Here is a 26380-nt window from a genome sequence, read left to right on the forward strand (position 1 = left end):
GACACAAATATCATTTTCATGAGGGATCCCCGTGTGATGACCGCTCCGATGCCTTCCCGCATCTCCGGCCCCGGCCAGACCGTTCTTTCCTTTCGCTGGATGATGGCGCCCGCCGTGGCATTCGTCGGCTTGATGATCGTTTTCCCCATTCTTTATGCGATCTGGATTTCGCTGCGCGAAAACTCGCTCGGCATGGATGATCGCTTCGTCGGTCTTGCGAATTATCTCGAGCTGCTTTCAGACGGGGAATTCCACAATGCCTTCATTCTGACATGGGTGCTTTATGGACTTGCGCTCGCCATGCAGATGGTGATCGGTACCTGGCTTGGTTTCACCCTCAACCGGGTGCGTAGCGCGCGCAATCTCGTTCGCACGGTGGCTGTTATGCCCTTCATGATGCCGCCGGTGGTCGTGGGCATGATGGCGATCGTCATTCTCGATCCGGCCGTCGGCGTTGCGAACTGGCTGCTCGGGCAGGTGGGGATCGGCCCAAGCCTCTGGCTCGCCGATCCAAAGTGGGTCCTTCTGACGGTTGCCGCCGTCGACACATGGCAATGGTCGCCGCTGATCGGACTTCTGGTTCTGGGCGGCCTTCAGTCCCTGCCGACGAAGGTGTTCGAGGCGGCGGAGATCGATGGCGTCATCGGCTGGAAGAGGCTCGTTCACATCACCCTGCCGTTGCTTGCGCCGACGCTCCTGTCCGCCGCGATCCTGCGGTCGGTCGACCTGCTGCGTTTCTTCGACGTGATCTACATCACCACGCGCGGGGGGCCGGGCAATGCGTCGACCACGCTCAATATCTATGCCTACCAGCAGGGCTTCGAGTTTTCCCGTTTCGGCTACGCCTCGGCCGGCATGATCACGCTCGCAGCCGTCGTCATGGTCACCGTCGTCGCCTTTTCGCGGCTGCGACAGGCCGTCACCTGGTAAATCGAGGAGGAATTTTCATGCACGAACACGAGGCATATCAGCCTTCCCTTGCTGAAAGACTGCGCGGCGGCCTGAGCACCGCCATTCTGGTCATCGCCGCGATCACCCCGATCCTCTGGATGATCCTGTCGTCCTTCAAGGATCGTTACGAGGTGACGAAGCTGCCGCCGAGCCTCTTTTTCACACCCACCCTGGACAATTACCGGCAGCTTTTCGAGCGCACGGAATTTCTGTCCAATACGCTGAATTCGCTCATCGTTTCGACGGGCGCGACATTGCTCGGCATCCTGCTCGCATTTCCGGCGGCCTTTGCCGTCTCCTGGCATCGCACCACATGGCCCGCGACACTGGCGCTGTTTTCACGCATGGCGCCGGGCACGCTGTTCCTGCTGCCCTGGTTCATCATCTTTTCCGAACTCGGGCTTGTCGGTTCCTACACGGTGTTGATCCTGACCCATGCCGTCATCGCCATGCCGGTCGCCCTGTGGACGATGCTGCCCTATTTCGACGCCATGCCGCGCGAACTGGTGGAAGCCGCCCAGATGGACGGTTGCCGTCCGCTGTCGGTGCTCTGGCGCATCGTTCTTCCGGTGGTCATGCCCGGCGTGGTGGTGTCATCCATTCTCTGTTTCATCTTCACCTGGAACTATTTCCTGTTCGCTCTGGCGCTCTCCGGCTTCGACACCAAGACCGCCATCGTCGCGTCGTTCAATTTCATTGGTGAGGGCGTCACCAACTGGGGTGCGCTGATGGCCGCCGCAACCATGATCGCTCTTCCGCCGCTCATTCTTACCCTGCTCGTCCAGCGCCGCCTTGTCGCGGGCCTGTCCGCAGGGGCAGTCAAAGGATAATTCCATGGCCACTCTTTCCATTCAGAACGTCGTCAAGGCTTACGGCGCGCACCGTGTCATCCATGGCCTCTCCTTTGATATTGTCGATGGCGAATTCATTGTCTTCGTCGGTCCTTCCGGCTGCGGAAAATCGACGCTGCTGCGCATGATTGCCGGCCTGGAGAATTTTCAGGAGGGTTCGATCTCCATTGACGGAACGGTCGTCAACAGGCTTCGTCCCTGGGAGCGGGATGTTGCGATGGTGTTTCAGGAATATGCGCTTTATCCGCATATGACCGTGGAAAAGAACATCGGCTTTGCTCTGCGGATGAACGGTGTGCCGGAAGCGCAGGTGAAGCAGCGCGTCGAAGACGTGTCGCGCACCCTGCAGCTTACCCATCTGCTGAAGCGACGCCCGCGCGAACTTTCCGGTGGCCAACGCCAGCGTGTGGCGATGGGGCGCGCCATGGTGCGCGGACCGAAGGTTTTTCTCTTCGATGAGCCGCTCTCCAATCTCGACGCCCAGCTGCGTGTCGATCTGCGTGCGGAAATCAAGCAGCTTCACCAGCGGCTCGGCAGCACCATGATCTATGTCACCCACGATCAGGTGGAAGCCATGACCATGGCCGATCGTATCGTCGTGCTGAAGGACGGTCACATCCAGCAGATCGGTGCGCCGCAGGAGCTTTACCGCAACCCGAGAACCCGTTTCGTCGCCGGTTTTATCGGGGCGCCGGCCATGAATTTCCTGCCCGTGCAGCTTTCGAAGGGGGTCGCAACCCTGCCGGATGGCACGCGCATCCCCGTTTCGGTCGAACGCCGGGACTATGAAGGTGCAGCGGAACTCGGCGTGCGGCCAGAACATCTTTCGCTGGATTCGGCCCATCGGGCTTCGTCTTCCGCCACGATTTCCGGTCCCGTTCAACTGATCGAACCATTGGGAGCCGACACGCTCGCCTTGCTGGATATTGCCGGCAACCGGCTGAATTGCCGTCTGCCGGGCGACATGGCGCCTGCGCCGGGCGAAATCCTGACCGTGAGTTTCGATCCCGATCGCTGCGTTCTGTTCGATCAGGCCGGCGCACGTACTTAATTCCGATTTTCCGAGAGACACTGCAATGAGCAAGACCGTACTGGTAACGGCAACGAATTATTCCCGCTATTGCGCGGACGCCAAGGCGATGCTGGAGGCGGAAGGTATCGACGTCGTTGAAAACGGCTTCGGGCGGCCGATGACATTTGACGAATTATCGGCAAGACTTGGCGATGTCGATGCCGTTATCGCCGGTGTCGATACCTGGAACGACCGTGTTTTCGACCTTGCCCCGCGACTGAAGGCGATTGCGCGTTTTGGCGTTGGTGTCGATAATATCGATATCGATGCGGCCCACCGGCATGGCATCGCGGTGACGAATGCGCCGGGCGGCAATGCCAATGCGGTGGCCGAACTGACGCTCGGACTGATCCTTTCGGCAATGCGCCGGATACCCTATCTGCACGATGCCTTGCGCGGTGGCGCCTGGGACCGTTTCGTCGGGCAGGAACTGATCGGCCGCCGCATCGGCCTCCTCGGTTTCGGTAATATCGCCCGCAAGATCGCGCGCAAGCTCTCCGGTTTCGATGTGGAGGTGATCGCTTACGACAAGTTTCCCGACCAGGCTGCCGCAACGAAGCTTGGCGTGCGGATGTGCGAGATGGATGAGGTGCTTTCGTCTTCCGACATTCTCGTGATGATGATGCCGAGCCTGCCGGAGACGCGCCGTCTCATGGATGCCGGCCGTTTTGCCCGGATGAAACCCGGCTCGATCTTCATAAACACGGCGCGCGGCGCCCTTGTGGATGAGAAGGCGCTTTACGACGCCATCGTCAGCGGCCATCTTCAGGCAGCGGCGATCGATGTCTATGAGATGGAGCCTGCCTTGCCCGATAATCCGCTCTTCACCCTGCCGCAGATCGTCACCACGCCGCATACGGCAGCGGAAACCTACGAAACCTACACCTCCATCGGCCGGATTACCGCCGAGGCCGTGATCGATGTGCTCGCGAACCGCCAGCCACGCAACCAGCTCTGATCCACGCCGGCAAGGCTTCCGCATCGGAATGCCGGGACCACATATGTTTGACAGGACGAAAACAATGACCAAGCGTATCGAAGGCATCATTCCCGTGATGATTACCCCCTTCAGGGGCGGCAAGATAGATTTCGAGGGCGTCGCCAATCTCGTGGAATGGTACATCGCCAATGGATCGGACGCGCTGTTTGCCGTTTGCCAGTCTTCTGAGATGATGTTCCTCACCCTTGAGGAGCGCGTGGAACTGGCTGCTTTTGTTAAGAAGGCCGCAGCCGGCCGCATTCCCGTCATTGCCTCGGGCCATATCAGCGAGACGCTTGAGGATCAGCAGAAAGAGCTCAATGCCATCGCGCAGACGGGTGTTGACGGCATGGTGCTTGTCACCAACCGGCTGGATGCCCGGCAGGAGGGCGGCTCGAAGTTTCTCGACGATCTTGGCTGGCTTCTCGAGCGTCTGCCTTCCGACCTGCCGCTTGGTCTCTACGAATGCCCGGCGCCCTATCGCCGTCTCATGACCGATGCCGAAATTTCCTTCTGCGCCAATAGCGGTCGCTTTGTTATCCTCAAGGATGTCTCCTGTGATCTTGAAACGGTCAAGCGGCGTGTAGCGCTCACCGCGAATACGCCGCTCGCCATCGTCAACGCCAATGCGGCAATTGCATTCGACGCCATGAAAGCGGGATCGCGCGGTTTCACCGGGGTCTTCACCAATTTCCATCCCGATCTCTACAAATGGCTGCTGACGGAAGCCGGCCGGCAACCGGAACTGGCTGACGAGCTGTCGGTCTATCTGGCGCTCGCCGCCATGGCGGAGCCCATGGGTTATCCCAAACTGGCGAAGCTATATCACCAGCGCCTCGGCACCATAAGCGACATCGAAAGCCGTGCGGTGACGTTCGATATTCAGGAGCGTTTTTGGGCGATAGAGGCTCTTCTGGACAAGATCATGCAGGGCACGGAGGAATTCCGGCGGCGCATATCCAGGTAGCGGCTTCCCCCGTCATCAACAGGGAGGCCAATGGGGAAAGAGTTCTGCTGGCCATGGCATGTCATGCCCAGCCTTTCAGCGCCCGCCCGGAATAATAACTGGGCGTGGTGGCGCGGTAGATCGGTATGCTGGCGGCGCCCAGATGAGGCAAGTCGCTCATGATCGATTTGCGTATTTCCGGCGGCTCGACGAAAAAATCTTCGCCGAGTATTTCCAGAGAACCGATACGCCGCACGATATGTTCGAGAATCCAGTCTGGCAGCGATCCACCGAAAATGATGGCTGCCGGATCCATCGTGCGGGCGACCGTCAATGAAAGCAGACGAAGCTGATCCGTTGCCCGCTCCAGCCAGGACACCACGGCGGGATGGTCGGCATAACTTTCGTCAATGTCCTTCAAGCGTCGAATGCCGACGCCTTGAGCAGCCAGAGTGTCGCACAGGTCCTGTCCCGAGGGGCGGGGATGGGATTTCGGAAACAGCCCGCCGAACTCGCCGGCATTGCCATTGGTGCCGCGATAGAGATGGCGCTGCACCACCAGGGCGCCACCGATGCCATATGTCAGCCAGATCATCGCGAAATTGCGGATATTGCGGCCTGCACCGTAATAGAGTTCGGAAAGAATGACGGTATTGCCGTCATTTTCGTGAAAGACCGGGAAGTCGAAATAGGGCTGGAAGTCCTTGTCGACGTCGATGTCGCGCCAGCTTTCGAACTGCTTGATGCGGAAGACATGGCCGCGATCCCGCTTGAAATGGCCGGGAAAGCTGATGCCGCAGCCCAGCACATCTTTCTTTCTTATCTTTGCTTTTTCAAGCACTTGCCGGGCGGCGGCCTCGGCCATCTCCATAATATGCTCGAAGCTGTGCCCCTCCAGCTCCGATCTGATTTCCTGCCTTATCGTGCCGTTGAGATCGGCCACGCAGACACGCAGATCGTCTGGATTGAAGTAGACCCCCAACGTGAAAAGCCCGTTCGGGTTGATTTCGATGGCGGTGGACGGTTTCCCCCGTTTGCCGTCATTGCGGGCCTCCTCCGCTTCGACGATGAGGCCGGATTCCAGGAGATTGGCCGTCAGGCGGGTAAGGGTCGGTGCGGAAACATCCATCTCCCGCGCCAGCTCGATACGCGACATGCCTCCCTTGCCGCGCAAAATCTCGAGCAGACGCCGCTCATTGTAGCCGAGATCGATCAAACAAGTCTCCCCGCGAGAAGTTACGCCGGATGATTAGCGCAAATCGTGCGATTGTACACCTCGTTTTGCCGGAAAACCTGTCGTTGAGATTGAAGGGTTGTAAGTGAAAATCATAAAAAATTGTGTTTTTTCAATCGGATATTTTATTTTCGCATTCAAAATAAATTCCGGCTTGACTAATTAATTTACGTAAAGAAAATAAATAATAGACAGCGGGTGGCGACAGGCAAAATCAAAAAGAAATCATGTCGCAGGGCCGGTCTGTCAGGGAACAAAAAAACGGAGCCCCCTTATGCGTAAATCATGCACTATTTTCGCGCGCCTTTTTGCCGGCGCCACTTTCCTTGCCAGCGCGGCTTTCGCTCATGCCGAAGGTACCGTCGTGGTCTATTCCGCTGCCCCGCAGCAGCTCATGGACGAGTTGTTGCCCATGTTCGAAAAGAAAACCGGCACCAAGGTTGAGCTTGTCAAAGCCGGGTCCGGGGAGCTGATGAACCGCATCAAGGCGGAGAGCGGCAAGGCGGCGGGCGATGTGATCTGGAGCGTCGATGGGACGGTCATCGATTTCTCCGCCGACCTTTTCGAGCCATACAAGCCGGTTGAGGCTGCGTCGATCAACCCTGCCTTTTCACCGAGCGCGAACTGGGTGCCTTTCACGGCTGTCGTCACGGCCTTTATCGTCAATAAGGAGGCCCTGAAAGGCGCTCCCGTTCCGACATCCTGGGCCGATCTCGCAAAGCCGGAATATAAGGGCCTGATTTCGTCGGCCCGCGCCGATCAGTCCGGCTCGGCCTATATTCAGATGGCAACGGTATTGCAGGATTTCGACAGCGAGGAAAAAGGCTGGGAAATTTATACCGGCATCCTCGGCAACTCGGTTCTTTCCACCTCTTCAGGTGCGGTGCCGCGTTTCGTCAACGATGGTGAACAGGCCGTTGGCATTACACTGGAAGATGCCGCGCTGCGCTACAAGCTTGGCAGCGCGCCGGTCGAAATCGTTTATCCGAAAGAGGGTACGGCAATCGCGCCTGACGGCATGGCGCTCGTGAAGGGAGCGCCAAATGCCGGCAATGGCAGGGCCTTCATCGATTTCATCGTCTCCAGGGAAGCGCAGGAAATCGTGGTGAAGGCGGGTCGTCGTTCGGTTCGAACCGATGTTCCCGCCAATCCGGCACTCGTTCCGCTTTCCGATGTTCCAGACGCGAAATACGATTTCAAATGGGCTGCGGACAACCGCGCGCGCCTGATGGAAAAGTGGAACGAGACATTGCTCGACGTTCAGTAAGATAATTGCCGGGGACGGCGCAGAAGCGGCGTCCCCCTTTATCCCATTCACAATTCGCTTTTCGTTTGTCCAGCGTGGTCACCGGCCGTGCAGGATCTGTCATGGAGCAGCACATGGCCGCCGTGGAAATCACCAGCATCAAGAAGAGTTACCGGGATGTCGTTGCCCTCTCCGACATCAATATCTCCATCCCCTCGGGATCGTTTTTTACGCTTCTCGGTCCGAGCGGATGCGGCAAGACGACCCTCCTGCGCACGATCGCCGGGTTTCACCAGCAGGATAGCGGCAGTATCAGCATCGAAAGACAGGCGATCGAACATGTGCCTGCACATAAGCGCGATGTCGGCATGGTTTTTCAGGATTATGCGGTATTTCCGCATATTTCCGTCTTCGACAACATCGCCTTCGGTTTGAAGCAGCGCAAGGCGTCTTCCGCCGAGATTCGTGAACGTGTCGGCAAGATTCTCGATATCGTGCAGCTCGCTCCCTACGCCAAGCGCATGCCGCATGAATTATCCGGCGGTCAGCAGCAGCGCGTCGGCCTGGCGCGAGCGCTCGTCATCAATCCGAAAGTGTTGTTGATGGACGAGCCACTATCCAACCTCGATGCCAAACTGCGCGTCGATCTGCGGCGCGAGTTGCGCGAAATCCAGCAGGCCATGAACATTACCACGGTTTATGTGACCCACGATCAGGAGGAGGCGCTTGCCATGTCCGATCTGGTCTGCGTCATGTATGGCGGCGTCATCCAGCAGGCCGCAGCGCCCTGGGAGGTCTATAACAATCCCGCCAACCGTTTCGTCGCTTCCTTCGTGGGGGCAAACAATTTCCTGACGCTGGATCGTTCGGGTGGGCAGACATCCATTTCCGGGCACAAAGTGGGGCTGCCGCAGGTCGACGCGATTGCGCCGCAACGAACGGTCGTTGCCGCCATCCGTCCCGAAGCGATTACCGTTGGCTCGCCCGCGACCGAAGATGAACGCCGCATCGAACTGCCTGTCACCATAAGGCAGGTCAGCTTCACCGGCCGCGAGATGAATGTTGCCGCGGTGCTGTCGTCGGGAGAGGAAATCGAGGCGATCACCAAGCCGTCGCCCGATATCATCGCCCTTCAGCCCGGCCAGAAAACGGTTTTCTCATGGGCTGTGGGCGATACCAAGCTCTTCGGTGAGGGCGTTACCGGGGAGCGCCTGTCATGACGGATATGACCGCGACCGCAACCACGGGCGGCTTCCGCCTGAGACTGCCGGGCTTCTGGACCAGCGTGACGGCATTTGCCGTTGTCATATTGGCAATCTTTTTGATCCTGCCCATTTTCAGCGTGTTCTTTATCAGCTTCTTCGACGCCAAGACGGGTGATTTCGGTTTCGGCAACTATGTTCAGGTGCTGACGCGGCGTTTTTATACCGTGGCATTGTGGAACACCCTTGTCATCGGCGTGCTCGGCATGTTGGGGGCCTGCCTGCTCGGTATTCCGCTTGCCTTCTGCACCTCGCGTTACCGCATCAAGGGCCGCACCTTCATTGCCACCTTCGCGGTGCTGGTTCTGTGCGCGCCGCCCTTCATTGGCGCCTATGCCTGGATCATGCTGTTCGGCGCCAACGGTGCGGTCACCAATCTCCTGTCTTTCGCCGGCATTTCACTGCCGACCATCTACGGGATACCGGGCATCGTGATGGTCTTCAGCCTGAAGTTCTTTCCCTATATCTTCCTGATGACGGAAAATGCGCTGAACACCATCAACAAATCCTATGAGGATGCGGCGGAAAATCTCGGCTGCACGGCGTTCGAACGCTTCCGCAAGATCACCTTGCCGCTGGTCTTTCCGGCAGTCAGCACCGGCGCGATCATCTGCTTCGTATTGTCCATCGCAGACTTCGGAACTCCGGCAATCCTCGGCAAGGGCATCAGGACGCTCTCGACCATCGCCTATGCGCAATATACCTCCGAAATGGCCGGCACGCCGACCATGGCAGTCACGATTTCCATGGTGATGATTGCGATTTCCATGGCAGCACTTCTGTTGCAGCGGCACATTCTCGCCAAGCGCCGTTATGCCAGCTCATTGACCAACCGGCCGGTAAAGCGCTCCATGCGCCCGCTGAAATCGTTTATCGTGCACGGTTTCTGCTATCTGGTCGTCTTTGTCGCCATGCTGCCGTCCCTTACGGTCATCTACACATCGTTTCTCGCGACGAACGGCCCCGTCTTCACAGGCGGTTTCGGGTTGGACAGCTATGCCCGCATTCTTCGCGATTCACCGCAGGCGATTGCCAACAGCTTCACCTTTGCGATTGCCGCCGTGGTGTTGATCGCCATCGTTTCCGGCCTGCTCTCTTTCATCGTGGTCAGGCGGGACAATGCAGTCTCGGGCTCGCTCGATCTTCTGCTGATGGTGCCCTATCTGATACCCGGCGTCGTCATGGCGATCGGCTACGTCACGACGTTCCGTTATCCGCCTTTTGACATTACCGGCACGGCACTCATCATCATCCTGCTGGTGTTTATCCGCCGCCTGCCTTACGGCGTCCGCTCCACGACCTCGATCCTGCGGCAGATCAAACCTTCCATCGAGGAGGCCGCGGTCAATCTAGGCGCTTCGCCGGCAAAGACGTTCATATCGGTGACGGTGCCGCTGATGTTGCCGGGTCTCATCATCGGTTCCTTGATGAGCTTCATCACCGCCATCAACGAATTGTCCTCGACGCTGATCCTTTATACGGCGCGGACGATTACGATGCCCGTGCTGATCTATATTCAGGTGATTGACGGCGAGTTCGGCACGGCCGCGGCTCTTTCCACCTTACTTCTCGTCAGCACTGGACTTTGCGTCTTCGTCGTCTTCCGGCTTTCGGAAGACAAGGAAGCCTCTTTCGTCTGAAACCATCCAAATATCATTCAAAACTGCAGCAGCGGCGACCTATGTGTCGCCGCCAGCCTCCCTCTGCAAGGACACCAGAAAGATGAATATCGCGAGCTTTTCGCAATCGAAATACAAGAACGCCGCAAAGCCGGGGGACGATGTGGCGCTTCTCATTCCCGGACGGGTTCTGGCCGTTTTCGACGGCGCGACCGACCCGACCGGAGCAAGTTACGGCGGGCTGAGTTCCGGCCGCATCGCGGCCCTTGCCGCCGCCAATGCCGTGGCTGAGATGAGCCTTGACGGCAGGCTGGAAACGCTCGCTGCGCCCGCGCTTTTTCAAAATATCAGCGATATCCTGAAAAAGGAGGCGCAGCGCATCAATGCCGGCCATCCGCCATCGACCACATTGGCGATCGTGGCGGATATGGGCGACAGTTTCCGCCTGCTGCTTGCCGGCGATTCCGGCGTCAGGATCAACGGCACCCGTCTGTTTCAGCACACAAAGCTGATCGATACGGTAAGCACTTCGGCGCGTATATTCGTGTTCAAACAGCTTCTCGCCGCCATCGGCGATGGCGACGCGGCCGAGGCGCGCACGCGCGCGACGATCTTCTCAGGCCTGCGTTCGGCTGTTGCAAACGGCATCATGACGATGCGGGATGCGGAAAATGTCGTCATTGCCGCGGCCGGGATGAGCGGCCTTGAGAACGACATTGAAACGGTCGAGGAATTCCTGATGGGTGGAATCCGTGTCCAGCCGCAATTCGCAAACCGGCAAGGGCATGTACTGGGTTACGCCTCGGTGAATGGCGGAACCGTCATGCAGGAGGGGACGGTTGACGTCCGCATCGCCAAAGGCGGGCTCTCGAGCGTTGAAATATTCTCCGACGGCTATTTGTCCCTGCCGGCGGGGACGGATGTTGCGGCCTGGGAAACGGAATTCGCGCGTGTCGAGGCGGCGGATTTTCACAAGCTGCGTGAGTATCCGTCCGTCAAAGGTTCGACAACGGCGGAATTCAGCGATGACAGGACCGTCATTTGCCTCAACCTGGTTCAAGGGTAGGCCAGTTTAAGAACCTCATGTGAACCGGCCGACATCGCATATCGATGTCGGCGTCATTCGCGGTCGGTCAGCTTGAGATGTTTGCTGACGGAGACGGCCATGCCGCGCCGGCTGACGCCAAGCTTCGCGTAGATGTTCTTCAGGTGGAATTTCACGGTCGCCTCCGAAAGGCCGAGATCGCGGGCCATTTCCTTGTTGCTGCGGCCTTCGGAGAGAAGTTTCAAAACAGTGGTTTCCCGCCCGCTCAGCAGTCCGGCGGCATGTGTTGCGCCGTCGTCATTGCCGCCCAGCGGCATCACCATACGTGGCTGGCGGCCAAGGCCGTGTCCGACGATGCGGCTCATGAATTCCACCGCGTTCGGGCTGAATACCTTCAGGCCGAAACGGCGCACGATGGCGCGCAATGTGGTGGCAAGATCGTGCCCCTCATCGGTAAAGAGCTGCGTCGCCTCGTGAGCGCGGGCAAGGGCGATGGCCGATTGCAGATAGGCGAAGGCCTGTTGTTGTCGGCCCGCTTTCCACGAGGCCTGTACCGCCATGATTTCGGCCAGCATGCGGTGATAGGCGCGGCCGGACGCCTTGGCGGAAAGGATCAGGGCTTCGAGCCTTTGCAATGCCTGCGGCGCCTGCCCCTGCGCAAGCGCGAACCGGGCGCTGGCGATGTCGAAATCATAGGCCTCGCGCCAGGTCCAGTTGCCGGGACCGCCTGCCTGTTTCAGGGTTTCCACCCGTTCCATCGCCTGCGTCGCCGACTCGATCATGCCGGCCCTGACGAGCAGATCGACACGCATGATCGCAGCCGCGGTCTTCAGGCGGGGCAGGTTGCGTTCCACCGCCACTTCCTCCGCCTTGTCGATTGCGGCAGCGGCGGCGTCGAAGCCGCTGACCTGAAGACGGCTGCGGGCCAGCAGCCAGAACAGGCGCATGAAAAGGTCGACCCAGCTTTCGCCGCGTATCAGCGGCTCCACGCATTCCGTCAGGGTCTGCTCGACATGAAGCACCTCACCCTGTTGATAAAGCACGTCGGCAGTCGCGAGGCGGACGATGGCGAGCAGGTTCCGGTCCGTCCAGTGCACCCGTTCCACCAGTTCTTCGGCCTCCCGGCAAAACTGCAGGGCGGCGGAAAATTCACCGGTCAGCGTGCTGACGAGGCCAAGATGGATGAGCATGAAGACTTGGGCATAGGGCGTTTTCTCCTCGCGGTAATATCCGAGCGCCTTCAGCGCCGCCCGCCGCGCTTCCTCAAGCTCGCCGGTCCGGGTGTAAATGATGCAGAGATGGTTGAAGAGCCAGGCGAGTTCCCACGTGGCATGCGGCGGCAGGGCGGCGGCGGCCCGTTCCAGCCGTTGTGCCTCGGCAGCGCTCATGCGGCGGTCTTCATAAACATCGATCAGGCTGTCGATATGGTCGAGGACGCTACGGTCGACGGCGGCAAGTGCGGCAGCGGACCATTCGCCGTTTTCTTTCAGAATATCGAGCCGTTCGCGCCCGGCCGCCGCATTGCCGCGCTTGGAGAGCACCACGGCATAACAGACCATCAGGCCGGGCGATGCATGCAGGATTTCCGGCGGAAAATTATCGATCAGGTGCTCCAGCACCTGATGCCCGGCCCGCAGAAAAATATCGACACCGCCGGCCTTGCCGATGATTTCTTCCGCCATATGGAAATCGCCGCTCTGGGCGGCGTGGGAAACGGCGCGTTCCAGATGGGCGCGGGTTGCAAACCAGAGGGCGGCCTGGCGATGCAGCGCCTTCTTTTCCGTTTCCGAAACGAAGGCGGTGTCCCGTTCGAGGCAGGTGCGAAGCACGGGGTGCAGGGAGAGCCAGCCATTCGGCCCGTTTTCGATAATGGGATGCATGGCCTCCAGCATGGCCAGATCCTCTTCCGTCAAGCCGGGCAAACCGAGGTCGGATGCGAGATCAAGACGAAATTCCGAGAAAGGCGACAATCGGCGCAGGGTGGATAGGAGCGCCGGAGAAAGCCGGTTGATGACGGTTTCGCGCGTGTAGTCCATCAAATCGGCATGGGTCCCGGCGAGCAACAGGCGCCGCTCTTCTTCCGTCGGGCCTCCGGTCACGATGCCGGTGGCGAGTTGCGCCAGCGCGGGCCAGCCACGGGTGATTTCCATCAGGGGATCGACAAGCGCCGCCATCGCGCCACGGGCCAGAAGCCGCCGCAGGTCGGATCGCCCGAATTCGAGCTCTCGCGCGGTCACCTCCGTCAATACCCCGCGTGCCTTCAGCCGGGCAAGCGGCAATTGCGCGGGAGAACAGGACGAGCAGGCGATACGGAGCGCATCGGGCGCGGAAAGAATGAGCTGCTCCAGAAGCCGGTATCGGCTGCCGGTGTCGATTTCGTCGACATTGTCGATGAAAAGAATGGTCAGGCCCTCACGCCGCGCCACCGCTTCCATGGCGTCCGTCATCGCATCCTGCGTGTCCGCCATTGCGGCAAGGCCAAGCGACTGACGCAATTCACCGACGAAACGCTCAGGCGACGCAATGCCGGACGCGTTGAGCCAGGAACAATGGGAAACCGCCGTATCGCGCATGCCCGGCAAAGTGAGGGTGCCGTCCACCAGACGCTCATAGGCCGCTTTCATCAGGGCGGTCTTGCCGAAACCGGGCGGGGCGCGAAGAACGACGATCTGTCTGGAAAGCCCTGCGGCCAGCTTGGAGAGTAGATAGGGTCTTTCGATGCCTGAAAAAAGCATGCGCGGCGGGCTGAAGCGCAACCCGGCGCCGGTAAAGGTTCTGACGGCATGCAACGGCTTTTCACGCAAGACACGGCTCGGCATCGGTCCTCTTTCGTCACTGAACGACCGGCCCCAGCCGAAATGATGTCCGGAAAGGGCAGGGCATTATCAGCGCCTGATGCCGGGCATTCGTCAAGAGCCGAGTGGCCGGTAGGCTTGCGGCAGGCCGAAGGCGGCGGGACCGAAGACGGCCAGCGCTTCCGGCGTGCGCATGATGGGCGGCACACGCACGGCAAGCACGTTCACGCGTTGTCCATAACGCAGCCTCTCGGTGGTGATGGCTTCGGCCGTGTCGATGTCGAGCACGGTGATGAGATCGGGAACGATCGCCAGCACGCGTCCGCCTTCTTCCTCGGCGACGAGATTTTCGTTCTGGATGCGGATTTTGACCTTCGGTTTCGAGGTGTCGAAGGGTTCGATGGTGGCAATCCCCACCGACCAGCCGTTTTCTTCCTTGCGGACAACATCGCAGACCTTGCCGGAGGTGATGATTTCGGCATGGCCGTAATGCGTGCCCGCAAAAAAATCGACAAGCGCCCGGACCGGGTCGAGATGCCCTGCGGCCGCTTCGCGCAGGGTCCGGCCAATGCCGATGGCGAGCGACATGGTGGCGGGCACCGAAACACGTTTTGCCGTTTCGCCATCCATGCCGTAATTGACGATATAGGCCTGCCCGCCCATGCGGATGGTCACGCCGCGGGCCAGCCACTCGGCCTTGGCGGCGTCTTCGGTCTCGATCAGCACGCGGTTGCCGCGTTCGTCGGCCACCGCCACCGGGCTTGCCGGTACGCCGTAGACGTTGAAGGTTTCCATTTCGAGCTGCGGGAAGGCGCGGCCCATGCCGTCCGCATCGATGACGGGCACGCGCTTTTTGGCCGCCAGCACGATCGGGATCATGGAATTGATGCCGCCCGCCTCGAAGGGAATGATGGCGCCGACATCGATGCCGGTGTGGTCCTCATAGGTATCAAGGGCAAGGTCGCCCTCTTCGCCGGATGGGATTTTTTCGATGAGGATGGTGGGCGCTCCCATCGCGCCGCAGGCGACGACGGCTGCGCCATCGGGCACCGCGTCGAGCGCGATCAGATCGACCGGTCCGTATTTTTCGATGGCGGCCTTGGCCAGAAGCTTGCCGATATAGGGATCGCCGCCGCCGCCGGTGCCGAGAACGGCCGCGCCGACGGCCAGATCGTCTATGTCCTGCTCCGTGATGATTGCCATGTCAGTCGATCTCCTCGATGGAGGTAAAGGGTTCCTTCAGGCCGAAGCAGGCCGGGCCGAACACGTTGAGCGCTTCCGGGGTGCGCATGATCTCGGGCACGGAGACGGCAACCACGGTGACGCGCTGGCCGTAACGCAGGTTTTCGCTGGTGATTGGCTCGGCGGTTTCCGTGTTCATGATCGAGATCAGGTCCGGCACGATGGCTCTTACCTTGCCATCCTGCCTGGCGATCAGGTTCTCGTTCTGGATTTCGATCTCCATCTGCGAGGTGAACGGTGCGACGGCTTCGATGCGGGCGCGGCCGATGGTGAAACCGGCTTTGGTTTCGCGCATCACATCGACGATCTTTCCCTGAAAGATGACGCGACCATAACGGTAAAGCGTGGATGGCAGGAAACCGAGAAGCGCCTCGATGGGATTGATGTGGTCCTCCTGCGCCTTGCGCAACACCTTGCCGATGTGGATCGCCAGTGTCAGCGTATTGGGAATGGCCGTGCGCTTCACCTCCGCGCCGCTCATGGCATATTCCGCAATATAGGCGCAGCCGCCCATGCGAATGGCGACAGCGCGGGAGAGCCATTCCATCTGTCTGTTGTCGACGGCTTCGATCAGCGCGCAATCGCCCCATTCGTTGCTGACCGCCATGGGGGAGCCGGATATGCCGTAAACGCCGAATGTCTCCATTTCCAGAAACGGAAAGGCGCGACCCATGCCATCGGCATCGACGATGGGCAGACCGAGCCGGGCGCCGACGACCAGCGGAATGGTGGAGTTGATGCCGCCTATCTCGATGGGCATGGTGTAGCCGGCTTTTTTGCCGAGCCGTTTCTCAAGGCGACGGAGCGAGAAGATGGCCTCTTCGCCAGACGGGATTTTCTCCACCAGCACGGTCGGCGCACCCATCATGGCTGTCGGGATGACGAGGCTGTCGTCCGGCAACTCGCTGGGGTCGATCAACTCGACCTCGCAGCCTTCGTCCAGGCATTGCTGCACCATCATGCGCCCGACATAGGGATCGCCGCCGCCGCCGGTTCCGAGAAAAGCCGCGCCGACGGCAAGATCGGCAAGATGTTCGCGTGTGAGTTTCATCGCCATGTCCTCAACCGATCACCAGGTCGCCGACCGCCTTGACGCGGATGCGGGTGGCGCTGCCGGGCAGATAGGCAAGCGGCACTTCCTCGATGTCCATGATCTTGACGGAGGCTGCTGCCGCCCCTGCCTTCACCGCGCGTTCCGAAGCCTCGGCCTTTGCGCTTGCCAGAACGGCGTCACGCGAGGTGCCTTCCAGCGAGAAGATGCGGTCCACCTCGCCGCCCACCTGCGCGATGGCCGCGCCGATGGCATTGGCGACGGAGGCGTTTTCCGGCCTTAAAACCTTTGACGCCGAAGGAAGATCGCGCGAGACCAGAATGGAGCCGCCGCCCACCAGAATGACGGGAAGAGGATCGGCGCTCGTCTTCATGCGATCCACGGCCTCATCGACCATGCGATGCATGGTGTCGAGTGCGTTTTCGATGGTTTTTGCGGGAATATGCGCAACGCGGGAGCGATCGCCAATATCCTCCAGCCCGGCCGCCACCACAATATCAGTAGTGGTCAGGGTATCGCCGCCGAAAACCAGCGCCTTGCTGGTGATCTCGTAACCGACGGAATCGGGACCGATGCGCATACCCTCGTCACGCACCAGCGAGCCGCCGCCAAGCCCGATGGCCAGCACGTCCGGCATGCGGAAATTGGTGCGTACACCGCCAATATCGACGGCAACCGCCGATTCTCGCGGAAAACCGTGCACGAGCATGCCGACATCCGATGTCGTGCCGCCAATATCGACCACCATGGCTTCCTTGACACCGGCCAGCATCGCAGCGCCGCGCATGGAATTGGTGGGGCCGGAGGCGAAGGTAAGGACGGGATAACGCTCCACATAGTCGGGAGACATCAGTGTTCCATCGTTCTGGCTGATGAAAAAGGGCGCCTTGATGTCGAGTTCCTTCAGCGCGCTGCGGAAGGAGGAGACGACCTTGCGGGAAAGCTCGGCCAGCGAGGCATTCATGATCGAGGCGTTTTCACGCTCGAGGAAACCCACTCTGCCGATTTCGTGGCTGAGCGAGATGGCGATGTCGGGAACCGCATCGCGCAGGATTTCGGCGGCGCGAAGCTCCATTTCCGGCGTGACCGGTGAAAAAACCGAGGTGATGGCCGCCGTCTTCAGGCCGCGTTCGCGCACGGTGGCGGCAACCTCCATCAACCCCTTTTCGTCGAGAGGCGCGATGGTGCGCCCGTCGAATTCATGTCCGCCGCGCAGCATGAAGGTGTGTCGGCCAAGCGTGTCGGCCAAGTCCTTCGGCCAGTCGGTCAGCGGCGGCAGGCCCTTGGTGGCCGGCAGGCCGAGGCGGATGGCGGCGACTTCCAGCAGGCGCTTGCGCTCGACCACGGCATTGGTGAAATGGGTCGTGCCGATCATCACCGCCTGAATTTGCGAGACGGATACGCCCGTCATGCCCAGAAGCTTGTTCAGCACCGCCACGATGCCCGAGCCGACATCGGCCGTTGTCGGGCTTTTGCAGGCGCCGATGACCGCTGCCCCATCCATAAGGGCGGCGTCGGTATTCGTGCCACCCACATCAATGCCAATACGCATGTCTTTCTCCTGTCGATTGACAAGGGAAGGGCGCCTGCGCGGCTGGTCACCGCACATTGCATCCTTTCCCGATTTTCTGGTTCCGGTGGCCGGGTCTCAGGCCACCAAGACTTCGGATCGTTCCGGGTCCCATGTCACGCCGATCGCCTGTCCGGGCGACAGCCTGGCGAGATGGGACTGGTTCTGCCGTTCGGCGACGATATCCTGCCCGCCGACCGAAAGATGGTAGCGGACAAGGGCGCCCTGATAGGTTTCAGAGACGACGGTTGCCGGAACGCCGGTGCCGGCCTCGCCGATGATGATGTTTTCCGGCCTGACGACGAGCTTGACGGCTTTGCCATCGGCGAAGTCTTCGGCGGGAACACGTGTCAGCGCCACGGTGTCGCCGAAGCTGACCACCAGACTTTCGCCTTGGCGGCCCCTCACTGTGGCGTCGATGACATTCGACTGGCCGATGAAGGTGGTGACGAAAAGCGTCTTCGGCCTCTCGTAGATTTCCTGCGGCGTGCCCACCTGCTCGACTCTGGCTTTCTGCATCACGCCGATGCGGTCGGACATGGTGAGCGCCTCATCCTGATCGTGGGTCACGTAAACGGTGGTGATGCCGAGCTTCTTTTGCAGATCCTTGATCCAGTATTTCATTTCCTCCCGCAGCGATTTGTCGAGCGCCGAAAGCGGTTCATCGAGAAGCAGGATGCGCGGTTCGGTAACCAGCACGCGGGCAAGGGCCACACGCTGCTGCTCGCCACCGGAAAGCTGGCGCTGATAGCGGTTTTCATATCCCGCAAGGCCGACCTGGCGTAATGCGAAGGCGACGGAGCGGTCGATTTCTTCCCTGGATTTCTTTCGCAGCTTCAGACCGAAAGCGATGTTTTCGGCCACGTTCATATGCGGAAAAATCGCATAATTCTGGAAGACGATGCCGATGTCGCGCTTTTCGGGCGGCAGATAGGTGACGTCATCCGATCCGATCAGAATCTGCCCCGATGATGGGCGGATGAAGCCGGCGATCATGCGCAATGTCGTCGACTTGCCGCAGCCGGAAGGTCCCAGCAGCGAGAAGAATTCGCCCTGCTCTATGTGCAGATCGATGCCCGCGACCGCGACATTGTCGCCATAGGATTTGACGAGGCTTTTCAGTTGAATATCCGACATCGGCTTCCGTTGTCCTTTCCCTCTGGGGCGTGGCCGGCGGGACCGGCCACGACGTTCTGCGGGTGCGAGGGTCAGCCCGCGAAGATTTCGTTCACGGTCTCGACGATATCGTCTTCGTTTTCGAGATAGGCCTTCCAGTCCGGCAACCAGAAATCCTTGGTGGCGTCGGCGCTGTTGACGATACCGGCCTTGACGAGATTATCCGGCAGGACGGCGTTGGAAACGGTGGGGCGCAGGTAGAATTCCTTGCCCATATTGGTCATGAAGGACGGCTCCAGCGCCCGGTTGAGAAGCGCATAGGCAAGCTTCTTCTGGGTCGGCTCGGAATAGCGGCTGACCGTGTAGGTCTGGGTCAGGATCGGCTGGAGTTCCTTCCAGTACATCACGGCGAAAGGCGCGCCCTTGTCGCGGGCCTGCATGGGTTCGGCGTCGCTCTGCACCGCGATGACCACCTCGCCGCGATCCATCAGCGTCTGCATGTTGCCGGTGAAATCCGAAATCTTGGCGGGCATCAATTCCTTCATCGCCTTGTAACCGGCATCGAGATCGTACTGATCCTTGCCGAACAGCGAGCAGGCGACGAGGAAGAAGTCCATCTGCAGCGTGTTGGAGGTGATGTAGGTGCCGCGCTTGCCGGCGAATTCTGGCTTCCACATGTCCTTGAAGCTGGTCGGCGGCGGCGTGACGAGGTCGGTGCGATAGGCATGCACATACTGGTTGAAGGCCCAGGTGACGCCGACGCCGTTCGAGGTGGCGAAGGGCCAGAGATTTTTGCCGTTCGGCAGGTTGGGAAGGATTTCGTCGATCGTGTGGAAGAAATCGCCCGCTGCCGCCGTCTTGAACATTTCCGGCAGGTTCCAGTTGGTGATGTCGAGCGGCGGTTTCTTCGGCCCGTTGGCGACGAATTTCGGAAACCACGGCCAGGTGGAATCATATTCGATCTTGCAGTTGAAATCTTTGGCGAAGTCGGTCAGCAGATATTTGTGCACCAGCTCGCCCCACGGGCCGCCCCATTCGCCTACCCTCAACACCGCCCCGCCGGCATCGAAAACGGAACCGTCATAGGTCACGTCCTGCGAGAAGGCGTGGTTGATGTTGAAGAGCGGCAAGGTTGCGGCTGCAGCACCCATCTTGAGGAGCCTGCGGCGGCCGGGATCGAATGTCATTCCTGTCATGTCCATGTTCCCCTTGTTTTTGAATCTATGGATACGGGTATTTCATTGAATGTCCGGCGGAGCCCTAGCCGCCGAAAATGCGCTTCAGATTGATGAGCCTGGAGGTCGCCACCATCGAGACGACGACGAGAAGGATGGCGAAGATGCCTGCCGCAGCCGCAGTGGGTTCGAAGGCGTAGCGCAGCGCCACATACATGGCCATCGGCAAGGTTTGCAGGTTTGGCGTCGAGAGAAACAGCGTCACTTCGAACTGGCCGAAGGAAATGATGAAGGCGAAGATGGTGCCCGCCGAAATGGCCGGCGAAATGATCTTCAACGTCACGAGGCGGAAAGCGGTGAAGGGAGACGCTCCGAGCGAGCGTGCCGCCTCTTCCAGGCTGCGGTCGAAGCCGACGAGTGCGGCGGTGACCGTGGCGATGACGAAGGGGCAGGTGACGATGACATGGCCGATGATAAGCCCGGTCATGCTCCGCGCCAGCCCGATGCCCGTGGTGACGTAAAACACATAGAGCGCAAGGCCAAGCACCACCCCCGGCAGGACGATGGGCATCATGAAGAAGGCGCGCAAAGGTGCGACAAGCCGGCTGGACGACCGTGTCAGGAAAAGGGCCGCCATGGTGCCTAGTACCGTCGATATCGCTGTCGAGATGCCGGCAACGAGGAAGGAAACGCCATAGGCCGAGAGAAAGGTCGGCGAGGTCAGGAAGGCATAGACCCAGCGCAGGGAAAAACCCTGCGGCGGAAAGGTCAGGTAATCGCCGGCATTCAGCCCGGACAGGATGACGATGATGACCGGCACCAGCAGGACGGTCAGTGTCAGGACCGACAGAAGCCTGAAAACAAGCGGAATGGATGATTCCTCACGCATCAGCTGCGCCCTCCCGTGGTGCGCATGGCGGCGCGGTGATAGACGGCGATCGCCATCAGGCTGGTGACGAAGAGGACCACGGCGATTGCCGCGCCGAATTGCCAGCGTCCGGTTTCCGCCACCTGCTGGTAGATGTGGATCGGCATGACCATGACCTTCCAGCCGCCCATCAGCGCCGGCACGACATAGGATGAAATGGCGAGCGCGAAGACCAGCAGCGTGCCCGCCAGAATTCCCGGCATGGAAAGTGGCAGCACGATGGAGAAGAAGGCTCTCGTGCGGGAAGCGCCAAGCGATCTGGCCGCCTCTTCCAGCGCCGGATGGATGGATTTGATGATGCCGATCAGGGAGAGGATCATGAAAGGCAGCGTGATCTGCACCAGCCCGACCACGACACCGAAAATGTTGTACATCAGCGGCAGCGGCTGCGAAATGACACCCATGCGGATGAGCGCGCCGTTGATGAGACCGTTATCGCCCAGAAGTACCATCAGCCCATAGAGCCGGATGACCATGTCGAGCTGCATGGACGATAATACGAGGATCATCAGCAGGGTGTTACGGCCGGGATTGACCGTTTTGGCGATGACATAGGCAAGCGGATATCCGAGCACCAGGCAGACGAGCGCCACCACGGCGGCAATGCCGACGGAACGCAAGATGGCCTCGTAATAGATGGCGCGGGTGAAGATGCGCACGAAATTGTCGAAGGTGATCGCGCTCGACAATGTGATGACGCCGGCCACCGATTTGTTAAAGGCGAGGGCGAAAAGCGAGGCGGTGGGCACGACGAAAAAGGCGATGAAAAAAATCAGGGCGGGCAGCAGGAGCAGCCAGAAGCCGAAACCGTCGCTGGAGCGTTTTCGCGCCGGCGAAACCTGAGCGAGGGGTAGGCCGTCCATCTGCTTGTCCGTTGTCGTCATTGCGGATACCGCCATGTTGCGTGATCTCCCGTCATTCGGCCGCTTGCGGCAACATGGCCCTGTGCAGTGCGTCGTAGCCGATCAGTTCCTTTTCCGGCGGTGCCGGATAGGTCGTCTTGCTCTGGGAAAGGCCGGCGCGGACGAGGCCGGCGGCAATGGAAACGGCTGTCGGGATGGGATCGACGACGGGAACGTCGATGCCCTCGGCAAGCAGCCCTTCACGCAGGCCGGCGGCGCATCCCATCAGGCCGGTGCAGCCGAAGATCAGGGCTTCCGCGCCGTCTTCCTCCACCGCCTTCCTGCCTTCCTCGACGAGGCGGCGGGCGGTGGCGGCAAGGTCCGCCTCGAGATCCAGCACGGGAATATCGACACTGCGCACTGAGGCCAGCTTGCTGGAAAGGCCACTAAGGGCGGCGGTGTTTTCAAAAGACGGGATCAGGCGGCGCATGACGGTGATGACGGAGAATTTGTGTCCCAGCATGGAAGCAACATGCATGCCGGTTTGGCATGGCCCGAGAACGACCATGCCGGAAATCTCCCGGGCCGGGCGCAGGCCGGGATCGCCCATGCAATCGATGATGACGGCATCGACGCCTTCACGTTCGGCGCGGGCTATTTCAAGCAGGGTGCCGGGAACGGACATCGCCGCCTCAAACTCGCTTTCAATCGAGCCCGGCCCGGTGGCTATTTCGGCGTGGGAAAGGCTGATGCCGGGATATTCCAGCGCCTTGAGATCCGCCAGCTTGCGAAAGCCGCGCGTTACGATGGGGGATACGACACGAACATGGACGTCACGCATTCTCGATATCTCCTTCAGCACCGCAACGACTTGCATATGCGGGCAAAACCAGTCCTGAAGTTGCGTATCCGACGCTTGCCGAGCTTCCGGTGACTGCGCCGCTTGTTCCGATGCCTTACGGTGCATCGGCTTGCCGCCGGACGAAAGAGCTTAGGCGAATAGGGACTTCACTCTTTTGGGTGGGTAGTATGGCTGGTTTGAAAGCGCAGTACCTATCCGTTTAGATAGGTGCTGCTGCATAAAACAGATGCGCCTCCGATGTTTGACTAAACATTGGGCGATCAAAGTCGCAAAATGAGGCGCTTTTGGCGTTTCGCGAACGGTTTAACCGCAAGCGGGCCTTACGGGAGGCGCAGCGCCCGTACCCAGCCGTGACCCGGGTGCTGGCGGTCGAGGCAGTCTCGCAGCCAAAGGCGTTCCGAAAGAGGTAATTTTGGCCGGGCTCTTGCGAAATCGTCCTCGTCCTTGGAGCGCCTGTGCTTTGCCTTGAACAGAAGCACGGCGGAGGGATTGAGATAAGGGATGCCGTCTGCGGTCAGCGACACCATTTCGATCCGCGGCCGCCTTATTTCCGGATTTCTCTTGTAAACCCAGGTGTCATTCGTCCCCGGCTCGATCATCATATCGGCGCGCCAGCACCCGGCAGGGCGATCGAAGCACCATATTTGAAAAATCTCGGGAGCCGGGTGCTGGTCCGCTGGCAGCGGTTCGATAACGCCATCGTTGACGGTATAGAACTCCATGTCACCCAGTTTCCGGCGAAAGATACCCAGATCTTCGCGCAGGACCGTGAATTCGAGATCGTCATGCTCGCGCGTCTTGCTCCCGTGCCAGAGATCGAGAGCCCAGCCGCCGACAACGCACCATGGCCGCGATACGCCGTCCAGTCGCTGGGACAGTTCGGCAGGGCTCCAGGGGGTCCACGCATTCTGGTCCGGCACAAGCGAGTGATCACTCATCATATACGGTCGCTTCCATGCAATTTTCGTATCGTCGTTTATTTGCCGATGGCCTCAAGGCCAACGCTTCAGCAGTCCCGCCAGAAGCGTCAGCGCCTCCGTGAGATCGTCGAATGACGGGTTGCCGAGACAGAGCCGAATACCGCTCGCCGGATCGCCGGGATTCACCAGCATGGATTTCGGAGGGGTTAACTTGATACGCATCGCCGCAGCGGCGAATGCGAAACGATTGGCGGCGTCACGTTCCATCGGCAGCCAGACGTTGTATGCATCGGGATGCGAGCCAAGCTGGTTCGTGCCGAGCAGCGAAACCGCCAGGCTGGAGCGCCGTCGGGCCTCGTGGCGTAAATCCCGCTGGATTGACGAGATGATGCCGGAGGTCAGCCAATCTTCAACCACCGCGCAGGAAAGTGCGGATGGGGCCATCGGCATGTCCTGCAGAAGGTCTTCGGCGGTGTCGTGCAGCCCGGCCGGCAATGCAAGCACGCCGATCTGCAGGCCGGGACCAAGGGACTTGGAGAGCCCGTTCACATGAAACGAGATTTCAGGGGCCAATGAGGCGAGCGGCGGCAAGGCCTCGGCCGATGCCGCATAAACGCCGTCCTCGATGATCCATACGCCCGCCCGGCGGCAAATATCCGCAATGACCTGCCGCCGCACCGCGCCCATGGTGACGGTTGTCGGATTATGCAGCGTCGGTGTCAGATAGACTGTTGTGCCGTCACGCGACGCCGTGCCAGCGAGCGCCGCGGCAAGCGCTTCCGGCACCATGCCTTCGGCATCGATTTCAACACCCTGCATCCGGTATCCTTTACGCCGGGCCAGTGCGATCGCGCCGGGATAGGTGATCCGTTCGGTCAGGAGCAGGCCCTTTGGGCCGCAGGCGAGATCGAAGGCCAGCGCCAGGGCCTGGCGGGCGCCGCTTGTCAGCACCAGATGTGACGGATCGACGGTCAGACCCAGCGTTTCGAGCCAGTGGGCCAGAATGCGGCGGTGTTCCAGATGTCCGGCGGGCGGGGCGTAAAGATTGATGTGATCCGCATCGATCCTGCGGGCGATCCCCGTTAGCGTCTTGGCCAGAATGCGGGCGTTGAGCGTGGCCGGCGGCGCATTGGAGGAGAGGTCGAACTGCCGATCCTTGTGCGCCTCCTGGAGCGCGACGAATGTTCCCCGCCCCTTGACGCTGCGTGTCAGTCCGCGCCGTTCGAGCACTGAATAGGCTTTTGTCACCGTGCCAAGCCCCACCCCTAGTTTCCATGCGAGATCGCGATGGGCGGGCAGACGGTCGCCGCCCGTCAGCCGACCCTCAATGATGTCATCGGCAAGAGCAAGCACCAGCCGTTCTGCGGCATTCGCCTCAATATCTGCAAGACGGGGAGTCCAGGGGGATTGCAGCAGCACAGCCTTACCTTCGATAAAAGTGTCACGTTACACTATTTCAATAAACAGCAAGTGTAACATAGGCTATGACGACGCTGATTGAAATCCACACTTTACGGCGGGCAATCGGCCATCATGCCGGCGCTTGGAGGATCGAATGTTCAGCCATGTAACCGTCGGAACGCGTGATCTTGAGCGGGCGGAACGCTTCTACGATGCCGTGCTTGTCCCGCTCGGCCTGACGCGGCGGGTCGTTACCCCGGATGGCGGGCCTGCGGCGCTTTGCTGGGTGGCAGCACACTCCCCATTGCCCCGCTTTTATGTCTATCGTCCTTTCAACGGCGAGCCGGCCACGGTTGGCAACGGCGGCATGGTCGCCTTTCTGGCACCGTCGAAAGAGGCGGTGGAGATGGCCTATGCCGGCGGCCTTGCGCATGGCGGCACGGATGAAGGAGGTCCGGGGCCGCGCCCGCACTACGGAGACGGCTATTTCGGCGCCTATCTGCGTGACCCTGACGGCAACAAGGTCCACATCGTTCATCGCGGAGACCTCCAGCAATAGTGCTGGGGCAGTGTCCTGCTTCTGGAGAAATCGGAATGATCGTCAGCCAGATCGCCCTCGTCTACGGCACCTATATCGTCGCCACCGCCAGCCCGGGGCCAAGCAACATGGCGATCATGGGCACGGCGATGCGCGATGGCCGTCTGCCCGCCCTCGCTTTGGCGGCCGGTGTCATCACCGGTTCGCTCTTCTGGGCGATCCTTGCGGCGACGGGCATGTCCGCCGTGCTGGCCGCCTATGCCCAGGCGCTTTTCATCATCAAGATATTTGGCGGCATCTACCTGCTATATCTGGCCTTTCGAGCGGGCAGGTCGGCCCTGAAGCCGGTCTCCGACCTTGTGGGGACGAATACCGGGCGTGCGACGCCGCCCTATCGGGCGCTCTACCGCCAGGGTCTCCTCATGCATATCGGAAATCCGAAGGCGATCATGGCGTGGATAGCGATCATGTCGCTGGGGTTTCGCGAGGACGCGCCTGCGGGCATGTTGCCGGCAATCATTGGCGGCTGCGCCCTTCTCGGCGTCATCGTATTCGGCAGCTATGCGCTTCTCTTTTCCACCGCCTCGATGATTGCGCTCTACACCAGATTGCGGCGCTGGATCGAATCCGTGCTTTCTGCGGTATTTGCCGTTGCGGGGTTGAAATTGCTTCTCTCGCAGAGCTGACAGCTCGCCGTCCGTGTTGCCGATCAATCCCAACTGAAAGAGCCGTGTC

The 26380-nt window shown here is 60.3% G+C and carries 23 protein-coding genes; 11 read left to right on the forward strand and 12 right to left on the reverse strand.

Annotation, left to right across the window (positions count from 1 at the left end; translation table 11 throughout):
* Positions 1 to 36 precede the first annotated feature (36 nt).
* The 5 genes from ACQZ5N_RS14030 to ACQZ5N_RS14050 all read left to right on the forward strand — a co-directional run bounded on the left by ACQZ5N_RS14030 (position 37) and on the right by ACQZ5N_RS14050 (position 4820).
* A complete protein-coding gene (locus ACQZ5N_RS14030) occupies positions 37 to 930 on the forward strand; it encodes a carbohydrate ABC transporter permease (RefSeq protein ID WP_142781174.1) in 894 nt (297 codons plus the stop codon).
* A 17-nt stretch (positions 931 to 947) separates the two neighbouring features.
* Positions 948 to 1781 carry a carbohydrate ABC transporter permease gene (locus tag ACQZ5N_RS14035; RefSeq protein WP_020812374.1) on the forward strand — a complete coding sequence of 278 codons (834 nt, stop codon included), beginning with the start codon at positions 948 to 950 and terminating at the stop codon, positions 1779 to 1781.
* A 4-nt stretch (positions 1782 to 1785) separates the two neighbouring features.
* A complete protein-coding gene (locus tag ACQZ5N_RS14040; RefSeq protein ID WP_448733222.1) occupies positions 1786 to 2853 on the forward strand; it encodes an ABC transporter ATP-binding protein in 1068 nt (355 codons plus the stop codon).
* Positions 2854 to 2878: 25 nt separating this feature from the next.
* On the forward strand, positions 2879 to 3832 hold the full coding sequence (locus tag ACQZ5N_RS14045; protein ID WP_448733223.1) for a phosphoglycerate dehydrogenase: 954 nt from the start codon (positions 2879 to 2881) through the stop codon (positions 3830 to 3832).
* Positions 3833 to 3896: 64 nt separating this feature from the next.
* Positions 3897 to 4820 (forward strand): dihydrodipicolinate synthase family protein, encoded by a 924-nt coding sequence (locus tag ACQZ5N_RS14050; RefSeq protein ID WP_338808606.1) that lies wholly within the window; start codon positions 3897 to 3899, stop codon positions 4818 to 4820.
* Between the two features lie 61 nt (positions 4821 to 4881).
* On the opposite strand, the gene ACQZ5N_RS14055 is transcribed toward ACQZ5N_RS14050, so the two are convergent.
* A complete protein-coding gene (locus ACQZ5N_RS14055) occupies positions 4882 to 6015 on the reverse strand; it encodes an ROK family transcriptional regulator (protein ID WP_174058565.1) in 1134 nt (377 codons plus the stop codon).
* Positions 6016 to 6307: 292 nt separating this feature from the next.
* On the opposite strand from ACQZ5N_RS14055, the gene ACQZ5N_RS14060 reads away from it, so the two are divergent.
* The 4 genes from ACQZ5N_RS14060 to ACQZ5N_RS14075 all read left to right on the forward strand — a co-directional run bounded on the left by ACQZ5N_RS14060 (position 6308) and on the right by ACQZ5N_RS14075 (position 11226).
* Positions 6308 to 7300: an ABC transporter substrate-binding protein gene (locus ACQZ5N_RS14060; RefSeq protein ID WP_135398230.1), complete on the forward strand. Its 993-nt coding sequence runs from the start codon at positions 6308 to 6310 to the stop codon at positions 7298 to 7300.
* Positions 7301 to 7401: 101 nt separating this feature from the next.
* Positions 7402 to 8499 (forward strand): ABC transporter ATP-binding protein, encoded by a 1098-nt coding sequence (locus tag ACQZ5N_RS14065; RefSeq protein WP_448733224.1) that lies wholly within the window; start codon positions 7402 to 7404, stop codon positions 8497 to 8499.
* The gene (locus ACQZ5N_RS14070; RefSeq protein WP_020812367.1) at positions 8496 to 10181 is read left to right on the forward strand and encodes an ABC transporter permease; all 1686 of its coding nucleotides are present in this window, start codon (positions 8496 to 8498) and stop codon (positions 10179 to 10181) included. The genes ACQZ5N_RS14065 and ACQZ5N_RS14070 overlap by 4 nt, the downstream gene beginning before the upstream one ends.
* A gap of 82 nt (positions 10182 to 10263) precedes the next feature.
* Positions 10264 to 11226: a hypothetical protein gene (locus ACQZ5N_RS14075; protein WP_448733225.1), complete on the forward strand. Its 963-nt coding sequence runs from the start codon at positions 10264 to 10266 to the stop codon at positions 11224 to 11226.
* A gap of 53 nt (positions 11227 to 11279) precedes the next feature.
* On the opposite strand, the gene ACQZ5N_RS14080 is transcribed toward ACQZ5N_RS14075, so the two are convergent.
* From ACQZ5N_RS14080 to ACQZ5N_RS14130, 11 genes are all read right to left on the reverse strand, one after another.
* Entirely contained in the window at positions 11280 to 14024 is a 2745-nt protein-coding gene (locus tag ACQZ5N_RS14080) for a LuxR C-terminal-related transcriptional regulator (protein WP_448733226.1), read from the reverse strand.
* 90 nt (positions 14025 to 14114) lie between these two features.
* Positions 14115 to 15203 (reverse strand): DUF917 domain-containing protein, encoded by a 1089-nt coding sequence (locus ACQZ5N_RS14085; RefSeq protein WP_448733227.1) that lies wholly within the window; start codon positions 15201 to 15203, stop codon positions 14115 to 14117.
* A 1-nt stretch (position 15204) separates the two neighbouring features.
* Positions 15205 to 16299, reverse strand: a complete 1095-nt coding sequence (locus tag ACQZ5N_RS14090) for a DUF917 domain-containing protein (RefSeq protein WP_059761190.1) — start codon at positions 16297 to 16299, stop codon at positions 15205 to 15207.
* 4 nt (positions 16300 to 16303) lie between these two features.
* Positions 16304 to 17845 (reverse strand): hydantoinase/oxoprolinase N-terminal domain-containing protein, encoded by a 1542-nt coding sequence (locus tag ACQZ5N_RS14095; protein WP_448733228.1) that lies wholly within the window; start codon positions 17843 to 17845, stop codon positions 16304 to 16306.
* A gap of 96 nt (positions 17846 to 17941) precedes the next feature.
* Positions 17942 to 19000 carry an ABC transporter ATP-binding protein gene (locus ACQZ5N_RS14100; RefSeq protein WP_035225560.1) on the reverse strand — a complete coding sequence of 353 codons (1059 nt, stop codon included), beginning with the start codon at positions 18998 to 19000 and terminating at the stop codon, positions 17942 to 17944.
* Between the two features lie 71 nt (positions 19001 to 19071).
* Positions 19072 to 20175: an ABC transporter substrate-binding protein gene (locus ACQZ5N_RS14105; RefSeq protein WP_031234329.1), complete on the reverse strand. Its 1104-nt coding sequence runs from the start codon at positions 20173 to 20175 to the stop codon at positions 19072 to 19074.
* A gap of 64 nt (positions 20176 to 20239) precedes the next feature.
* Complete coding sequence (locus ACQZ5N_RS14110) at positions 20240 to 21043, reverse strand: ABC transporter permease (protein ID WP_080853733.1); 804 nt, start codon at positions 21041 to 21043, stop codon at positions 20240 to 20242.
* On the reverse strand, positions 21043 to 21981 hold the full coding sequence (locus ACQZ5N_RS14115; RefSeq protein WP_059761182.1) for an ABC transporter permease: 939 nt from the start codon (positions 21979 to 21981) through the stop codon (positions 21043 to 21045). Before ACQZ5N_RS14115 ends, ACQZ5N_RS14110 begins: the two co-directional genes overlap by 1 nt.
* 16 nt (positions 21982 to 21997) lie before the next feature.
* Complete coding sequence (locus ACQZ5N_RS14120) at positions 21998 to 22765, reverse strand: aspartate/glutamate racemase family protein (protein ID WP_003521962.1); 768 nt, start codon at positions 22763 to 22765, stop codon at positions 21998 to 22000.
* A gap of 341 nt (positions 22766 to 23106) precedes the next feature.
* Positions 23107 to 23727, reverse strand: a complete 621-nt coding sequence (locus ACQZ5N_RS14125) for a nucleotidyltransferase domain-containing protein (protein ID WP_448733229.1) — start codon at positions 23725 to 23727, stop codon at positions 23107 to 23109.
* Positions 23728 to 23778: 51 nt separating this feature from the next.
* Positions 23779 to 25125 carry an aminotransferase-like domain-containing protein gene (locus tag ACQZ5N_RS14130; RefSeq protein ID WP_448733230.1) on the reverse strand — a complete coding sequence of 449 codons (1347 nt, stop codon included), beginning with the start codon at positions 25123 to 25125 and terminating at the stop codon, positions 23779 to 23781.
* 136 nt (positions 25126 to 25261) lie between these two features.
* Here ACQZ5N_RS14130 and ACQZ5N_RS14135 point away from each other — a divergent pair, with 136 nt between their 5' ends.
* Both ACQZ5N_RS14135 and ACQZ5N_RS14140 read left to right on the forward strand, forming a co-directional pair.
* Entirely contained in the window at positions 25262 to 25666 is a 405-nt protein-coding gene (locus ACQZ5N_RS14135) for a VOC family protein (protein WP_448733231.1), read from the forward strand.
* A gap of 35 nt (positions 25667 to 25701) precedes the next feature.
* Positions 25702 to 26331, forward strand: a complete 630-nt coding sequence (locus ACQZ5N_RS14140; protein ID WP_448733232.1) for a LysE family translocator — start codon at positions 25702 to 25704, stop codon at positions 26329 to 26331.
* Positions 26332 to 26380 lie beyond the last annotated feature (49 nt).

The organism is Agrobacterium sp. 22-221-1 (genome assembly GCF_053522445.1).

Excerpts from the sequence above, each read along its gene's own strand:
- ACQZ5N_RS14115 (WP_059761182.1), bottom strand. The coding sequence starts at position 21,981 with ATGGCGGTATCCGCAATGACGACAACGGACAAGCAGATGGACGGCCTA.
- ACQZ5N_RS14095 (WP_448733228.1), bottom strand. The coding sequence starts at position 17,845 with ATGCGTATTGGCATTGATGTGGGTGGCACGAATACCGACGCCGCCCTT.
- ACQZ5N_RS14140 (WP_448733232.1), top strand. The coding sequence starts at position 25,702 with ATGATCGTCAGCCAGATCGCCCTCGTCTACGGCACCTATATCGTCGCC.
- ACQZ5N_RS14065 (WP_448733224.1), top strand. The coding sequence starts at position 7,402 with ATGGAGCAGCACATGGCCGCCGTGGAAATCACCAGCATCAAGAAGAGT.
- ACQZ5N_RS14050 (WP_338808606.1), top strand. The coding sequence starts at position 3,897 with ATGACCAAGCGTATCGAAGGCATCATTCCCGTGATGATTACCCCCTTC.
- ACQZ5N_RS14080 (WP_448733226.1), bottom strand. The coding sequence starts at position 14,024 with ATGCCGAGCCGTGTCTTGCGTGAAAAGCCGTTGCATGCCGTCAGAACC.
- ACQZ5N_RS14070 (WP_020812367.1), top strand. The coding sequence starts at position 8,496 with ATGACGGATATGACCGCGACCGCAACCACGGGCGGCTTCCGCCTGAGA.
- ACQZ5N_RS14035 (WP_020812374.1), top strand. The coding sequence starts at position 948 with ATGCACGAACACGAGGCATATCAGCCTTCCCTTGCTGAAAGACTGCGC.
- ACQZ5N_RS14125 (WP_448733229.1), bottom strand. The coding sequence starts at position 23,727 with ATGATGAGTGATCACTCGCTTGTGCCGGACCAGAATGCGTGGACCCCC.
- ACQZ5N_RS14085 (WP_448733227.1), bottom strand. The coding sequence starts at position 15,203 with ATGGCAATCATCACGGAGCAGGACATAGACGATCTGGCCGTCGGCGCG.
- ACQZ5N_RS14120 (WP_003521962.1), bottom strand. The coding sequence starts at position 22,765 with ATGCGTGACGTCCATGTTCGTGTCGTATCCCCCATCGTAACGCGCGGC.
- ACQZ5N_RS14040 (WP_448733222.1), top strand. The coding sequence starts at position 1,786 with ATGGCCACTCTTTCCATTCAGAACGTCGTCAAGGCTTACGGCGCGCAC.
- ACQZ5N_RS14100 (WP_035225560.1), bottom strand. The coding sequence starts at position 19,000 with ATGTCGGATATTCAACTGAAAAGCCTCGTCAAATCCTATGGCGACAAT.
- ACQZ5N_RS14110 (WP_080853733.1), bottom strand. The coding sequence starts at position 21,043 with ATGCGTGAGGAATCATCCATTCCGCTTGTTTTCAGGCTTCTGTCGGTC.
- ACQZ5N_RS14090 (WP_059761190.1), bottom strand. The coding sequence starts at position 16,299 with ATGGCGATGAAACTCACACGCGAACATCTTGCCGATCTTGCCGTCGGC.
- ACQZ5N_RS14060 (WP_135398230.1), top strand. The coding sequence starts at position 6,308 with ATGCGTAAATCATGCACTATTTTCGCGCGCCTTTTTGCCGGCGCCACT.
- ACQZ5N_RS14045 (WP_448733223.1), top strand. The coding sequence starts at position 2,879 with ATGAGCAAGACCGTACTGGTAACGGCAACGAATTATTCCCGCTATTGC.
- ACQZ5N_RS14105 (WP_031234329.1), bottom strand. The coding sequence starts at position 20,175 with ATGACAGGAATGACATTCGATCCCGGCCGCCGCAGGCTCCTCAAGATG.
- ACQZ5N_RS14075 (WP_448733225.1), top strand. The coding sequence starts at position 10,264 with ATGAATATCGCGAGCTTTTCGCAATCGAAATACAAGAACGCCGCAAAG.
- ACQZ5N_RS14135 (WP_448733231.1), top strand. The coding sequence starts at position 25,262 with ATGTTCAGCCATGTAACCGTCGGAACGCGTGATCTTGAGCGGGCGGAA.
- ACQZ5N_RS14030 (WP_142781174.1), top strand. The coding sequence starts at position 37 with ATGACCGCTCCGATGCCTTCCCGCATCTCCGGCCCCGGCCAGACCGTT.